This window comes from Mesobacillus subterraneus (genome assembly GCF_000934845.1).
Taxonomy (GTDB): domain Bacteria; phylum Bacillota; class Bacilli; order Bacillales; family Cytobacillaceae; genus Mesobacillus; species Mesobacillus stamsii.
Window position 1 is genome coordinate 1 of sequence record NZ_JXIQ01000024.1, and the last position, 14,266, is coordinate 14,266.

Genomic DNA, 14,266 nt, shown 5'->3' on the forward strand with positions numbered 1-14,266 from the left:
GAAGTCAAAGAACGACTTCATTGGGCGGCCCTCCAGTGCTTGTCGGGGCTGATCAAGGCGCTTGCGCTTTTCTCATTATACCGATAATTGGAAGGAAAGTCATTTAAGCTTTTCTGATAGAGATTTCCGTTCATTCTACATCCTTAATATTCTTGCATTTTTGTCCGCATAAGGGTAAACTTTATTAAAGGATTGGGTAATCGCTCGGAAACGGGGGGATGAAATTGGCGTCTGATATGATTATTAACCATCAGGAAAGAGCCCATGCCTTATTAAAGGCTGACGCTGATAAAATTTTAAGGCTGATCAAAGTGCAAATGGATAACCTGACAATGCCTCAATGCCCTCTTTATGAAGAGGTTTTAGATACGCAAATGTTCGGTTTATCAAGAGAGATAGACTTTGCAGTGAGACTCGGCTTAATCGAAGTTTCAGAAGGGAAAGTAATTCTTGCCCAGTTGGAAAGAGAACTTTCTATTTTACACGAAGCTTCGTTAAAAAAATAAATCCAAAAAACTCAAACAAACCTCGGCGGATGTTTGAGTTTTTTTGTTAATTATGAAATGATAAAATTAATAACTTTTCGTTAAAGGAAGGCAGGATTTTTTAACTTGTAGTAGAATAGATAAAACAACTTAGAAGATGGAGAAGAGACAATGTTTAAAAAAATACTGAAATCCTATGACTATTCATTGATCATTGTTGTCGTGCTCTTATGTTTGTTCGGACTGGTCATGGTTTACAGTGCCAGCATGGTCACCGCCATTCAAAGGTATGACTATCCAAGTGATTTTTTCTTTCAAAAACAAAAGTTTAATTTATTAATAGCAGCTGTTTTGTTTATCCTTGCAGCGTTATTCCCCTATAAGGCAATGAAAAGCACTCGGCTATTGCTGCCGATGGTCACCTTTATCCTCGTAGGACTGAGTGCATTGTTTTTATTCGGGAAAGTGACGAACAATGCGTTAAGCTGGTTTGAGCTTGGGGCAAGGAGCCTTCAGCCATCGGAATTTGCCAAATTGAGCGTTATTATTTATCTATCGGCGGTTTATGCTAAGAAACAGGCATATATAAACCAATTCAATAAGGGAGTAGTACCGCCACTTGTTTATTTAATCTTGGTTTGCATGCTGGTTGCGATCCAGCCGGATTTCGGTACTGCGGCGATTATTTTTGCGATTGCAGCGACAATTATCATTTCTTCTGGAATGAATCTAAAAAATATCACTAAGCTGATTTTCTTCGGATTAGCATTCTTGGCTCCATTTGTGATATTTCTGCAAGATGAAATTTTTTCCAAAACAAGAATAGGCAGATTTACGGCATACAGCAACCCGTTTATGGATGAACAAAATACTGGTTACCATCTGGCCAACTCATACTACGCAATTGGTTCTGGTGGGATAAAAGGTCTTGGCCTTGGGGAAAGTGTGCAAAAGCTAGGCTATCTTCCTGAACCGCACACTGATTTCATCATTGCCATCATTTCTGAGGAACTTGGAATTTTCGGGGTAGGCTTCGTATTGCTGAGCCTTGCTTTCATCGTCTTAAAAGGCATCCATATAAGTCTTAAATGTAAAGATCCTTTCGGGAGTTTGCTTGCCATTGGAATTTCGAGCATGATTGGGATCCAGTCATTTGTCAATCTGGGTGGTGCGTCTGGTGTCATCCCGTTAACAGGGGTGCCGCTGCCTTTTGTCAGTTATGGAGGTTCTTCGATGATTCAGCTCGCAATCGCGACCGGTATTTTAGTCAATATCTCCATGTTTGTTCATTATGAAGAAAAACACAAGAAAGACAAAGTATCCCAGCAGAAACCTTCCGCTGCAATGGGAAACCAGAATACCTTTAAGTTCAGGACATAATGAAATAAACAAAATAAAAAGCTGCAGCTTTGGCTGCAGCTTTTTATTTTACGGATGCTGGCGATAAGTCGATGACAGAATGTTTTTGAGCTCCTTGTTCATTCTTCTTGCTTCGGGAAACTAGCAGCAGGAAGTAACTGAATACACCAAACAACATTGAGATAAAGAAGGCGTGTCCAAGCGCAATATACAAATTCAATCTTGTATAGATAATTAAAGCACCGGCAATAACCTGCAAAGAAACGAGGATCATGGAAATAATCCATCCCCAGTAAAGTACTCTTTCATGCTGGTAATGTTTTACGGTAATATAGGTTACATACGCGATCCATACAAAAATGAATCCCGCGGCAGCTCTGTGGCCCATCTGTACCCATTCGTATATATTGGCAGGAAGGAAGGAACCACCATTGGTACACAATGGCCAATCCTTACAAACAAGGCTAGCGTGCGTATGTCTGACTAGGGCACCGGTGTAAACGACAAGATAACTGTAGACGGACAGTCCGATAATATGGAATCTCATTCTTTTATCAATCACTAATTTTTCTGCCGCAAACTTTTTATCAACCTCAAAGATAAGTAAGGTCAACAATAAAACAGATGCAAAAGAAATGAGCGAAATGCCAAAATGGAGGGCAAGAACAAAACCGGATTGTCCCCAGACAACAGCTGCTGCGCCGATCAAGGCCTGCAGTACTAAAAAGAAAAAGGATAAAATGGCCAGAAATTTCGTTTCGCGGATATGTCCGATCGTTTTCCATGTCCAGATCGATAAAATCAGTACCATGAAGCCGACACTTCCAGATATCACTCTGTGTGCTAGCTCAATGACCAACGCTGGTGTTATATCTGTCGGGACTAATTCCCCATTGCAAAGCGGCCAGGATCTTCCACATCCCATTCCGGATTCCGTTTTGGTTACCAGTGCTCCCCCGAGTAATACAAATAGCATCCCGATTGTGGTTAAGACAGCCAGCCACTTGAGGAAACGATTCATGATCATCACCTGCTCATTCAAAGTTTGATGAATTGTCAAAAAATACATTTGACATGTATAATGAAAGTAACTTGCCGAACTATTTAAAATTCTATTTCAATAATAACGAAGTTTCGTGAAAAAGAATAGAAAACAATACTTTAGATACTACACAATAGAAAGGTTTTTATCAATACCGATATTCTGGCAGCTTTTGCGGCTTGTATAGGAAGAGTGTAATTAGCGCCGAAAAGGGTACCTAACAACAGGTGTTTGCCTACGTTAAGAATATTATCCAAGAATAGGCAATCACAGGTATTTATAGCCTAATTGCTAACCATTCCAAGTGTAGGTAAAATTCCTTGCAATAAAAATAAACTTTATGGATAATGGCGGTAGGACACAAATTAGTCATGCTTTATTCAAAAAAAGTTCACAAAAAAGGGGTGAAGTGTGATTTAATAGACAATAAAGGGTTTATTTTTCTACACAAACATTTAACAGTCTTAACACGTTGATAATAGTGAAAACTATTTGGAATAGTAAGTTAACAATACGCTTCTTTTTGAGAAAAATTCGCAGCTGGAATTTGGAAGAAAAGGGGATGGAGGAGGATATGGATGTCTAATTCGAAAGCTTTATCAGAAGCTGTTTTGAAGAGCGGACAGCCAGCTGTGGAGAAGACACTGCTGAAAGACTTTCTTGCGCTTATTAAAGTAGGCATTGTTAATTCTAATGCAATGACCACTTTTACTGGATTATGGCTTGCCATTCATTTTAGTGGCGCCCGTTTCCTGGATAATATTGATTTAATTTTTGCGACTCTGATCGGTTCATCCTTAATCGTTGCCGGTTCATGCAGCCTGAATAACTATATTGATCGAGATATCGACCATTTGATGGAGCGGACAAAAGACCGTCCAACGGTTACCGGAAAATTCCAGCCAGGTAAAGTGGCGCTGATGAGTTTCCTGCTGATCGGAATCGGTACTGCATTTTTGTTTACGACTACGATAACTGCTGCTGTTATCGGCTTGTTTGGAGTTTTTAGTTATGTAGTGCTTTATACTTTGTGGTCAAAGCGACAATATGTTTCCAACACAATAGTCGGGAGTATTTCAGGTGCGATACCACCGTTAATTGGCTGGGCGGCAATCGATGCCAACCTTGATTTAATGGCTTGGATGCTTTTTGCCATCGTTTTTGTTTGGCAGCCTCCTCATTTCTATGCTCTAGCCATGAGAAGAGCAGAAGAATATCGCGCCGCTGGTATCCCGATGCTTCCTGTCGTAAAGGGATTCAAAGCGACAAAGAAATCCATTTACCTTTGGATCGCAGCTTTATTGCCATTGCCGTTTTTCCTCCAGGAGCTTGGAATCTCATTTTTGATTCTGGCAACTACCCTGAATGTAGGATGGATTGTGTTGGGGATCTATCTGGAAAAGCTTAAAGATGATATCAAATGGGCAAAACTGATGTTTGTATATTCTTTACAATACTTAACGGTGCTATTTGTCGCTATGGTAATTGTCACACTCATCTAACCTTCGTTAGGAGATTCTCTCTTTTAAGCGAGGATTTTTCCATATATTTATAAACCAAATTAAATAAAATTTTTATGAAAGTGGGGTTTAAATTAGCTATGAAGATGCTTGCTAAATGGCGTCTGCTATCCTTGTTTGCATTGATAGCATTAGTCTTGTCAGGCTGTGGTAAGCCATACTTGTCTGCGTTAAGACCTGCAGGAGAGGTTGCTCAATCTCAGTATGAACTCATGTTGTTGAGCACGGCAATTATGGTGGGAGTAATTGCAGTCGTCACAATTATCTTTATTTATGTTGTCATAAAATTCCGCAGGAAAAATGACAACGAAATTCCAAAGCAGGTTGAAGGCAGCCACAAACTGGAGATCCTTTGGACTGTTATTCCGATCTTATTGCTTTTAATTTTAGCTGTTCCAACTGTGGCTCAAACTTTCAAGTTAGCGGATGTGTCTCCAATGGACAAGAAAAACGCAGATGGTAAAACAGATGCGCTAGTAGTCAATGTCCGTGCAAGTCTGTATTGGTGGGAATTTGAATATCCAAATGAAGGAATTATCACTAGTCAAGAAATGGTCGTGCCAACAGATGAAAAGGTTTACTTTAACCTGAAGGCATCCGATGTAAAGCACTCTTTCTGGATTCCTGCAATCGGAGGAAAGATGGATACAAACACCGAGAATGTTAATAAATTCTGGCTTGAATTTGACAGTAAGGCAGCAGATGAAGCAGGTGGCCTTTTCTACGGAAAATGCGCTGAGTTATGTGGCCCTTCACACGCATTGATGGACTTTAAAGTAAAGACACTGCCACGTGATGAATTCGATCAATGGGTTGCAAGCATGAAAGCAGTGAAAGAACCTGCTAAAGCTGAAACAGCAAGTGCTCAGCAAGGACAGGAAATCTTCAATAACAGCTGTATTGGATGTCACGCTGTAACTCCTGCAAACACGGCTCCCGAAGCAGCACGTGTTGGTCCTAACCTGACTAACTTTGGTGACCGTTCCCGTGTTGCTGGTATTCTTGATCATTCTGCGGAAAATGTAAAGAAATGGATTGAAGACCCAGAGGCATATAAGCCAGGGAATAAGATGACTGGAAAGTATCCACAACTTTCTTCAGAAGAACTAGACGCAGTGGCTGAATATCTGATGGGCTTGAAGGTTCAGAAATAAAAGGGAATTTGTTTGAAAGGGAGGTAAAACTGTGAGTACCTATGCTCAGAAAAAAGGATTTGGCGCAACATTGTGGGATTACCTGACAACAGTTGACCACAAGAAAATTGCTATCCTTTATCTTATCGCTGGTGGATTCTTCTTCCTTCTTGGAGGGCTAGAAGCGCTATTTATCCGAATCCAGCTAGCTGTGCCGAATAACGACTTTGTTAGCGCAGGATTCTATAATGAAATTCTGACAATGCACGGAACGACGATGATCTTCCTTGCAGCTATGCCGCTAGTATTTGCATTCATGAATGCTGTTATGCCGCTACAAATTGGTGCGCGTGACGTTGCGTTCCCATTCTTGAACTCTTTAGGATTTTGGTTGTTTTTCTTCGGCGGAGTATTCCTGAACCTTTCATGGTTCTTGGGAGGAGCTCCTGATGCTGGCTGGACTTCTTATGCATCCTTATCCTTAACATCTACAACGCATGGGATCGACTTCTATGCGCTAGGTTTGCAGATTTCCGGTATGGGAACACTTATAGGAGGGATCAATTTCCTCGTTACGATTATTAACATGCGCGCTCCGGGGATGACTTATATGAGAATGCCGATGTTCACTTGGGCTACATTTGTGACATCTGCACTGATTTTGTTTGCATTTCCTCCTTTGACAGTAGGCCTATTTTTATTGATTTTTGACCGCATGTTCGGTTCTAATTTCTTTAATGTAGCAAACGGTGGGAACACGATTATCTGGGAACACCTTTTCTGGATCTTTGGTCATCCGGAAGTTTATATCTTAATTTTGCCGGCTTTCGGTATTTTCTCTGAGATATTCGCAATCTTCTCTAGAAAACGGCTTTTTGGTTACTCTTCCATGGTATTTGCAACCATTTTGATTGGTTTTCTAGGTTTCATGGTATGGGCTCACCATATGTTTACAACAGGTCTTGGACCGATCGCAAACGCCATTTTTGCGGTAGCAACCATGGCGATTGCTGTGCCAACTGGCATCAAGATTTTTAACTGGCTATTTACAATGTGGGGGGGAAGCATCAAGTTCTCGACGCCAATGCTCTGGGCTGTAGCATTTATCCCATCATTCGTAGCAGGTGGTGTAACTGGTGTCATGCTTGCAACAGCTGCGGCTGATTATCAGTACCATGATACCTATTTCGTTGTCGCTCACTTCCATTATGTTATTGTAGGCGGGGTAGTATTCGCACTGTTTGCAGGTGCACACCTTTACTGGCCGAAAATGTTCGGTACTATGCTAAACGAAACGCTTGGGAAAATCACTTTCTGGTTATTCCTGATTGGTTTCCATTTAACATTCTTCATCCAGCACTTCCTGGGATTGATGGGTATGCCACGGCGTATCTTCACATTCCTTCCTGGACAGGGACTGGAAACAGGAAACCTCGTCAGTTCCATTGGAGCGGCATTGATGGGAGTTGCTGTATTGGTCCTGCTGGTCAACGTTGTCACAACAACTGTTAAAAACGAAAAGGTTGGCAATGATCCATGGGGTGATGGCCGTACCCTTGAGTGGGCTATTGCATCCCCACCGCCATTCTATAATTTTAAACAGCTGCCATTAGTTCGTGGCTTGGATGCTTATTGGCTGGAAAAAATGGAAGGCAAAAAAGGGATGACGCCAGCAGAACCAATTGGCGATATTCATATGCCAAACAACTCCTTTATTCCATTCGTACTTGTGCTTGGACTTTTCATTGCAGCATTTGGAACAATGTACCATGCAGAAACGAGCTGGGGCTTGCCAGTACTGATTCTTGGCATGGCCGTGACATTGGGAGCAATGTTTGTCCGTTCGATTAAAGATGATCATGGCTTCCATATTCATAAAGAAGACTTAATAGATGATGATAAAGATAAGGGGGTAAAGGCATAATGCAAGCTGAAGAAAGATTCACGTATGAAACATGGCCTGCCGAGCCTGAAAAAGCAACCCTCGAAGCAAAAAACAAATTTTTGGGCTTTTGGTTCTTCCTTGGTGGAGAAACAGTTTTGTTCGCAACTTTATTTGCGACCTATCTGGCGTTGAAAGATAAGGTGCCTAGTGCAGACCATGCATTAGCTAAAGATCTCTTTGAAATACCACTTGCTTTTGCTGCAACGATGCTGCTTTTAACGAGTTCTTTGACAAGTGTATATGCGATGTATCACATGAAGAATTTTCAATTTAAAAAAATGCAGCTTTGGTTAGGTTTAACAGTAGCTCTTGGTGCCGCCTTCCTCGGCCTTGAAATTTATGAATTCAACCACTATGTACATCAATTTGGCCACACCTTCACTAGCAGTGCTTTCGGGTCGGCCTTCTATACGCTGGTTGGTTTTCATGGAGGTCACGTAGCATTTGGACTGCTGTGGATCACAACATTGATGATCCGTAATTCCAAACGTGGGTTGAATCTATACAACGCGCCTAAGTTTTATGTTGCTAGTCTCTACTGGCACTTCATCGACGTTGTATGGGTATTCATCTTTACGGTTGTATATCTGATGGGAATGGTGGGATAAACTGATGGCTAATCAACAATCAAGTTCAGGGAACCCAAGTGTAGACACTGAATATCGGCGCAAAAAAAATGCTGAAGAAATGAGATATCAAATTGTTTCTTTTACATTGATGATTTTTCTGACAATTGTTTCCTTTGTGGCAGTTGGATATGAAGGATTTTCTGGCTGGTTCACCGTTCCATTCATCATTTTGCTTGCTGTCATTCAGGTGATTTTCCAGCTCTACTATTTTATGCACATGAGTCACAAAGGACATGAAGCACCTTCATTATTCCTGTATTCTGGTGTCTTAGTAGGTGCCGTTACAATCTTAGCATTCAGTACCATAATCTGGTGGTAAGCCATAAGAATCATTTGAAGAAAAATCGGCTGTTTTAGTCGATTTTTTCTTTAAGTGTCGCTTGTAAGGGAATTATGAAAGTACTGATTCATTGATGTTGCATACCTGATGGAAGTATAATGTAAGAAAAGTTAGAAAACAGGACGAGGTGAAACCAGAATGCTTACTCTAGAAATATTTGGGTTCAGGGCCATGTGGAGTCCGGATTTGTTTATGGTGCTTTCCGCTCTATTAGTTGCTTATTACTTGTTGGTATTCAAATATTATCGCCGATTTAAAGAAGGAACGAAGGCTACATGGCAACAGGCGGCTTATTTTACATCTGCCATTATTGTGCTGTATACCATTAAGGGATCACCTGTCGATTTAATGGCCCATATTACGTTTTACATGCACATGATCCAGATGGCTGTCCTTTTTCTTGTGGTACCGCCCCTGTTGATTTTCGGTCTGCCTGATTGGCTATGGCGTTCCCTGCTTTCCCTGCCGGCAGTCGAGCCTTTGGTGCGCTTTTTCACCAAGCCGTTGATTGCCTTGATTATGTTTAATGGAGTATTCTCTATTTACCATATTCCACTGATTTTTGATTTTGTCAAAACGAATGTTTGGCTGCATGCCGGCTATACATCCGTGCTTTTTGTACTGGCCATGTTCATGTGGTGGCCTCTGGTCAATAAACTAGAGGAGTATCAAACATTATCGGGCGTGAAAAAAATGGGCTATATCTTTGCGGACGGTGTATTGATTACCCCGGCTTGTGCATTAATTATTTTTGCAGACACACCAATGTATGCTACTTTTTCAGATCCGAATGCATGGGGAGAAGCATTGAAATTATGTGTACCGCCGTCCACTCTATCGAGTTTAAATCTCAGCGGACCAGAAACTTTCAGTTCTATTTCGCTTTTGCATGACCAACAGCTTGGCGGGGTCATCATGAAGGTAATCCAGGAAATCGTGTATGGTATTTTCCTCGGATATGCATTCTTCCAGTGGTTCCGGAATGAAGAGGCACGACAAGCTGAACAGGATGCCATCAATTTTGCCAGCGCTCCACAGCCTTTAAAATAAATGAATTGGAAAAGCTTCCTTTAGGAGAGGAAGCTTTTCTTTTAGTGCTTTTCCTGTGATTTAGGTAATCAAAGATTGAAAAATAGGGGAATGTCCCATAAAATTAACTGTATGGAGAAATACGAATGGAGAGGGAAATGAAATGTTGAATTTACCAATTTTACCTACGATCAGCACGACCTTTATTGTCCTCAGCGCCATTACAGTGGCAATAGGCTGGGTACAGATAAAACAAAAAAAAATTGATAAACATCGTGTGACAATGACCCTTGCAGGAATATTTGCGACGATCTTTTTTGTCATTTACGCTACAAGAACGATTTTCATTGGTAACACATCTTTTGGTGGACCAGCTGATATCAAGATCTATTATACCTTATTTTTGATTTTCCATATTTCACTTGCAACAACTGGAGCAGTGCTTGGAATCATCTCTCTTTACTCAGGATACAAGAATAAACTAGAGCGCCATCGGAAATTTGGTCCGATAACAAGTGTTACCTGGTTTTTTACCGGTATCACAGGTGTAGCTGTATATCTGCTTCTTTATGTATTTTATAAGGGCGGAGAAACTACTTCAGTCATCAAAGCGATTCTCGGAACTTAGGGAATTCTCGACAAAGCTGTCCGAAGCAACCTATCAAGTGACAGAAAGGGGATCCAATTGCATGGAGATAAAAGTTTTAACATCAGATGATTATCTGCAATCAATCAAATTATCCGAGTATGCTTTTCAGTACAGTGTGCCGGAAAGTGATATTCCAAAAAGGCTGGAAAAGTTGAAAAAACATCGGTTGTTAGGGATTTTCGAAGGAGAAGAGCTAGCATCCAAACTGCATATTCTTTCTCTGAAGGTATTGCTGGGAAAAACAGAGTGGAAAATGGGCGGAATCGCCGGTGTGGCTACCTATCCTGAATACCGGCGCAAAGGGCATGTAAATGCCCTGTTGAAAAGGGCGCTGGCAGATATGAACCAAGATGGGAGTCTTGTTTCTTTCCTTCATCCTTTCCAAATCGATTTTTACAGAAGGTTTGGCTGGGAAATTATTTCTGATAACAAGAAAGTGACAGTGGAAAAGGTCCATTTAAAGCCGTTGGATATCCAGCCTGGAAAAATTGGTCGCCATACCGAGAAGGATCATACTCTTGATATCGAAACAGTATATCGTCAGTATGCCGCTATGCATAGCGGTATGTTAGCACGTGATATTGATTGGTGGAAATCGAGTGTATATGGCTCTAATTTTGCCGCTGTCTATTACGATTCAACCAATGTCCCAGCCGGTTACCTCATCTACGAGGTTAAGGATAAGATCATGAAGGTGGAGGAATATGTTTCCTTAACCAATGAAGCGAGAAAAGGCCTTTGGAACTTTGTCTGCCAGCATGATTCTATGGTGGACAAAGTGGAATTGAAGGTATCCGTTCATGATCCGTTTCCGTATTTTTTAAAAGAGCCTATGCTTAAAACAGAGATTACGCCCTATTTTATGGGGAGGATCGTTAATGCCGAAGAGGCACTGTCCAGCTATCCCTTTTTGTTTAGTGATATCGACAAAAAAGTTTTCATTCACCTCGATGACAGCGCTGCTCCCTGGAATAATGGCACTTATTTGCTAAGCAATCAAGGCATCAAGTTTTATCCGGTGAAAGAAGGGGCTTCCTGTCTCACGGCTCCAAAACGCGGATTGCAAATGAACATCAATTCTTTAACGGCAATATTATTCGGTTATAAGCGGCCTTACGAATTGAACGAATTGGAACTTATAAAAGGAGATTGGGAAGAAGTGGATGAGCTTGAGAAGCTCATCCCGGCCTTCAAACCACTCTTTTATGATTTCTTTTAACGATTTACAATAGAAAACAGGAAAACCCGGTGTGTTGACTTCCGGGTTTTTACGTGTTTAAATTTTAAATTTCCATTTAATGATCCCTGCTTCTTTCGCCGAATTAAAACCGATCACAAGAAGCGGACCGGTGATTAAGCCTATGAAACCAAAAAGCTTTAATCCAAGGTACAGGGCAATTAATATAGCCAAGGGAGACAGTCCGATTTGACCGCCCACCTTTGGTTCAACTAACCGTCTGATGATCAGTAAGGTTGCGGCTAAAACAGCAAGTTGGACCCCAAGTGCGATATTTCCAGTCGCAAGGTGGAAAATAGACCAAGGTGCAAGGATGACGATTGAGCCAATTAGCGGGAAGAAATCGATAATCCAGATGATCGCTGACATGATAATAGCATATTTTGGTGTGAGAAAAAGCAACCCAATCAAGGCAACGGTGAAAATAATCACACTGACTAAGAATTGGGCTTTAATATATCCGAATACAACATAGGAAAGCCGCGACGTCATGAAATGAACTTTATCCGCTGTTTTTTCTGTTAAGTGAGTATAGACATTTTTTCGTAAGGAAGGCAGTTCCAGCAAGAACAGGTACAAGGCAATTAAATAAACAAGAAAACTGATCAGAAAATTCGGAATATAAGTCAACAATACTTTTAAATTATTTATATTAATAAAAGCGATCATGTCATTTTTGAGATTATTAACAAAGTCCTCGGCTCTGTTGCTAATTTCCATGATCACCTCTGCGGGAAGGTCGTTCGCAGCTTCCACGAATTTGTTTTCGACCATATACCAGGCATTGGTAATATCATTAATATAGACTGGTGTATTATTTATAAGATCAATTGCCTTTGTTATTGCCGTCGTTGTAAGGAAATAGCCCATAACTAAAATAAGAAAGAAAAATAGAAGGAAAATGATCAGTACAGCCAGCCGTCTGCTGCTCGCAAACTTTTTCTGAAAATACACCACTGCCGGCTCAAGAAAGAGGGCGGTGATCAATGCAGCGATTAACGGAATCGACACAGGAATGATAATAAAAAGAATGGCTGCTACAAAGATAGTGATAAAAGTGATAATTACCGTACGTTTTGTGAGAATACCGGACAATTGGAGCTCCTTTCTAAACTCGTGTGGAGTCATTCAGATTTGGTCAAATCAACAAAATTCCTTAACATTTAAATTATAGTATGCATTTACTATAAGAAACAACAGTTTGCTCATGCATTTTTAACTATTATAAGGACATAAACGGACTGCTGTTGAAAAAATGATCGATACGGCTAACACTATGTTCGATAACCTAACTATCTAGGGGTGAGGCAATGAAGATTTCAGAGAACATCCTTCCAGCTCAATTTGGTGATGTAAGCCAGGCAATTTTTGCCATCGTCCATGCAAACATTCATGAAACGGGGTGGCAGCAACATTCTGCCATTCAAATACCTGTATTTCGAAAAGGTGCTTTTAGTGACAAAGGAGTCAGCTGTGAGCTAGAACAAGGAAAAGTGACAATAAAAGTGTTTGTCCAAGCTATGCTAGGGGAGCAATCCGTCTATCATAGTGCAATGGAGCTTCAGCGCTGCATAGCTGAGGAAATTATTCTTTATACTTCTTTATTGCCGCGAAAAATTGATGTGATCGTTACTGGTGTAAAAGCAAAAAAGACGCAATAAATGCACCTTTTTTGTGAGATAACAAGCATAAAATTCTTAGAGAATCGTCGAACTTCTGGAATGACAAGGCTTGCACTTTTCTTTCTAAATAGCAAATTTTTCGATTTCTGCTTTTACTTCCTTCAGAAGTTTTTCACACTGGTTAACCAATGATTTTGGAAAGTGTTCCCCTTCCCCATATTCCATACCGTGTGGATAATAATGTTTGCCGAGCAAAGGAGTCATCAGCTGAATGATTGCTTTGTGTGCTCCAACATCACCCTCGTGTGCATAACCCTGGACACGTAGATAATATGTACCTTCCTTGATGACGAGCTTCTTGTCATAAGTTACTCGCTCGTAATCCCATTGTCCCTCACGAACAAGACCATAGTCGAGCATAAGCTCATCGAGTCGGTTCAAGTCCGCTTTAAGATTTTCAATACCTGTATTTTCAAATTTCATCCTGTTCCCTCCTAATAACCAATGGAAAGCGAATCGCGCTATAATTTGGTATATCTCCATTTTAATAATAGTAAAAATATGTTTAAGTTGCAATGAATATAAAGCATTTTTCCATCTTTCCTGCGTTTTTTCAATATAGGATCTTTTAAAATCTAATTTTTTTGGCATAAATAGCTAAATCACGGCAACCATAATAACGATCAGGTTAATCTGAACGAAAAAGGAGGAAAATAGCCGTGCGTAAAATCCGTGATATTATGACGAGCGATGTAGAAACTTGTACCTTGCTGGATAATGTATTCGAAGTAGCAGTGAAGATGAAGGAACTCGATGTAGGAGCGATTCCAATTGTTGATCATGATAAACTGGCAGGGATGATTACCGACCGTGATATCGTCATTAGAGGGATAGCAGAAAAACATCCACCTTCCTCAAAGGTGGAAAGGGTTATGAGTGACCATCTTGTTACAGCTACACCCGATATGTCCACGACAGAAGCTGCCAGCCTAATGGCGAAACACCAGATCAGAAGGCTCCCTGTGGTCGAAGGAGATAAATTGGTAGGAATAGTGGCACTTGGTGATTTTGCTGTCGATGAGATGACAGACGATCAAGCTCGTTATGCATTAACCGAAATCTCAGAATCCGAAAATCACATCCAATAGTAAGGAAAAAGCACCCACTGTCACGGGTGCTTTTTCTTATGATATCAGAATTTATATATTTACCCTTTTTTGTAATTGCGGGAAAATCGAGGCATGGAGCCAAATATTCTTAAACGAATCTTTTTTGT

The 14,266-nt window shown here is 40.7% G+C and carries 15 protein-coding genes; 12 read left to right on the forward strand and 3 right to left on the reverse strand.

Features of this window, described 5'->3' with window-relative positions:
* Window positions 1-224 precede the first annotated feature (224 nt).
* Both UB32_RS04365 and UB32_RS04370 read left to right on the forward strand, forming a co-directional pair.
* Window positions 225-506 carry a YlaN family protein gene (locus UB32_RS04365; protein ID WP_044391526.1) on the forward strand — a complete coding sequence of 94 codons (282 nt, stop codon included), beginning with the start codon at window positions 225-227 and terminating at the stop codon, window positions 504-506.
* 150 nt (window positions 507-656) lie between these two features.
* The gene (locus UB32_RS04370; RefSeq protein ID WP_044391528.1) at window positions 657-1,865 is read left to right on the forward strand and encodes an FtsW/RodA/SpoVE family cell cycle protein; all 1,209 of its coding nucleotides are present in this window, start codon (window positions 657-659) and stop codon (window positions 1,863-1,865) included.
* A gap of 43 nt (window positions 1,866-1,908) precedes the next feature.
* Here UB32_RS04370 and UB32_RS04375 read toward each other — a convergent pair whose 3' ends face one another.
* Entirely contained in the window at window positions 1,909-2,865 is a 957-nt protein-coding gene (locus UB32_RS04375) for a COX15/CtaA family protein (RefSeq protein ID WP_044391530.1), read from the reverse strand.
* A 599-nt stretch (window positions 2,866-3,464) separates the two neighbouring features.
* On the opposite strand from UB32_RS04375, the gene cyoE reads away from it, so the two are divergent.
* The 8 genes from cyoE (at window position 3,465) to UB32_RS04415 (ending at window position 11,350) form a co-directional block, all read left to right on the forward strand.
* A complete protein-coding gene (gene cyoE, locus UB32_RS04380; protein ID WP_044391532.1) occupies window positions 3,465-4,388 on the forward strand; it encodes a heme o synthase in 924 nt (307 codons plus the stop codon).
* A gap of 98 nt (window positions 4,389-4,486) precedes the next feature.
* Window positions 4,487-5,560, forward strand: a complete 1,074-nt coding sequence (gene coxB / locus UB32_RS04385) for a cytochrome c oxidase subunit II (RefSeq protein ID WP_044391534.1) — start codon at window positions 4,487-4,489, stop codon at window positions 5,558-5,560.
* Between the two features lie 31 nt (window positions 5,561-5,591).
* Entirely contained in the window at window positions 5,592-7,463 is a 1,872-nt protein-coding gene (gene ctaD, locus UB32_RS04390) for a cytochrome c oxidase subunit I (RefSeq protein WP_044391536.1), read from the forward strand.
* Entirely contained in the window at window positions 7,463-8,092 is a 630-nt protein-coding gene (locus tag UB32_RS04395; protein WP_044391538.1) for a cytochrome (ubi)quinol oxidase subunit III, read from the forward strand. The genes ctaD and UB32_RS04395 overlap by 1 nt, the downstream gene beginning before the upstream one ends.
* Before the next feature lie 4 nt (window positions 8,093-8,096).
* Window positions 8,097-8,432: a cytochrome c oxidase subunit IVB gene (ctaF, locus tag UB32_RS04400; RefSeq protein ID WP_044391539.1), complete on the forward strand. Its 336-nt coding sequence runs from the start codon at window positions 8,097-8,099 to the stop codon at window positions 8,430-8,432.
* 159 nt (window positions 8,433-8,591) lie between these two features.
* Window positions 8,592-9,503, forward strand: coding sequence for a cytochrome c oxidase assembly factor CtaG (ctaG, locus tag UB32_RS04405; RefSeq protein ID WP_044391540.1), 912 nt, complete (start codon window positions 8,592-8,594; stop codon window positions 9,501-9,503).
* Between the two features lie 142 nt (window positions 9,504-9,645).
* Window positions 9,646-10,110 (forward strand): DUF420 domain-containing protein, encoded by a 465-nt coding sequence (locus tag UB32_RS04410; protein ID WP_044391541.1) that lies wholly within the window; start codon window positions 9,646-9,648, stop codon window positions 10,108-10,110.
* Between the two features lie 61 nt (window positions 10,111-10,171).
* Window positions 10,172-11,350, forward strand: coding sequence for a GNAT family N-acetyltransferase (locus tag UB32_RS04415; RefSeq protein ID WP_044391542.1), 1,179 nt, complete (start codon window positions 10,172-10,174; stop codon window positions 11,348-11,350).
* A gap of 57 nt (window positions 11,351-11,407) precedes the next feature.
* Here UB32_RS04415 and ytvI read toward each other — a convergent pair whose 3' ends face one another.
* Complete coding sequence (gene ytvI, locus UB32_RS04420; RefSeq protein WP_044391543.1) at window positions 11,408-12,463, reverse strand: sporulation integral membrane protein YtvI; 1,056 nt, start codon at window positions 12,461-12,463, stop codon at window positions 11,408-11,410.
* A gap of 215 nt (window positions 12,464-12,678) precedes the next feature.
* Here ytvI and UB32_RS04425 point away from each other — a divergent pair, with 215 nt between their 5' ends.
* On the forward strand, window positions 12,679-13,029 hold the full coding sequence (locus UB32_RS04425) for a hypothetical protein (RefSeq protein WP_044391544.1): 351 nt from the start codon (window positions 12,679-12,681) through the stop codon (window positions 13,027-13,029).
* An 84-nt stretch (window positions 13,030-13,113) separates the two neighbouring features.
* Here the strand turns inward: UB32_RS04425 and UB32_RS04430 are convergent, their stop codons facing one another.
* Window positions 13,114-13,473: a YugN family protein gene (locus UB32_RS04430; protein WP_044391545.1), complete on the reverse strand. Its 360-nt coding sequence runs from the start codon at window positions 13,471-13,473 to the stop codon at window positions 13,114-13,116.
* Window positions 13,474-13,709: 236 nt separating this feature from the next.
* On the opposite strand from UB32_RS04430, the gene UB32_RS04435 reads away from it, so the two are divergent.
* Window positions 13,710-14,138 carry a CBS domain-containing protein gene (locus UB32_RS04435; protein ID WP_128721489.1) on the forward strand — a complete coding sequence of 143 codons (429 nt, stop codon included), beginning with the start codon at window positions 13,710-13,712 and terminating at the stop codon, window positions 14,136-14,138.
* Window positions 14,139-14,266: the final 128 nt, after the last annotated feature.

What these genes read in the sequence shown, in the direction of transcription:
- UB32_RS04375 (WP_044391530.1), bottom strand. Translation starts at nt 2,865, where the DNA reads ATGAATCGTTTCCTCAAGTGGCTGGCTGTCTTAACCACAATCGGGATG.
- ctaF (WP_044391539.1), top strand. Translation starts at nt 8,097, where the DNA reads ATGGCTAATCAACAATCAAGTTCAGGGAACCCAAGTGTAGACACTGAA.
- UB32_RS04395 (WP_044391538.1), top strand. Translation starts at nt 7,463, where the DNA reads ATGCAAGCTGAAGAAAGATTCACGTATGAAACATGGCCTGCCGAGCCT.
- coxB (WP_044391534.1), top strand. Translation starts at nt 4,487, where the DNA reads ATGAAGATGCTTGCTAAATGGCGTCTGCTATCCTTGTTTGCATTGATA.
- UB32_RS04430 (WP_044391545.1), bottom strand. Translation starts at nt 13,473, where the DNA reads ATGAAATTTGAAAATACAGGTATTGAAAATCTTAAAGCGGACTTGAAC.
- UB32_RS04425 (WP_044391544.1), top strand. Translation starts at nt 12,679, where the DNA reads ATGAAGATTTCAGAGAACATCCTTCCAGCTCAATTTGGTGATGTAAGC.
- UB32_RS04370 (WP_044391528.1), top strand. Translation starts at nt 657, where the DNA reads ATGTTTAAAAAAATACTGAAATCCTATGACTATTCATTGATCATTGTT.
- UB32_RS04410 (WP_044391541.1), top strand. Translation starts at nt 9,646, where the DNA reads ATGTTGAATTTACCAATTTTACCTACGATCAGCACGACCTTTATTGTC.
- cyoE (WP_044391532.1), top strand. Translation starts at nt 3,465, where the DNA reads ATGTCTAATTCGAAAGCTTTATCAGAAGCTGTTTTGAAGAGCGGACAG.
- UB32_RS04415 (WP_044391542.1), top strand. Translation starts at nt 10,172, where the DNA reads ATGGAGATAAAAGTTTTAACATCAGATGATTATCTGCAATCAATCAAA.
- ctaG (WP_044391540.1), top strand. Translation starts at nt 8,592, where the DNA reads ATGCTTACTCTAGAAATATTTGGGTTCAGGGCCATGTGGAGTCCGGAT.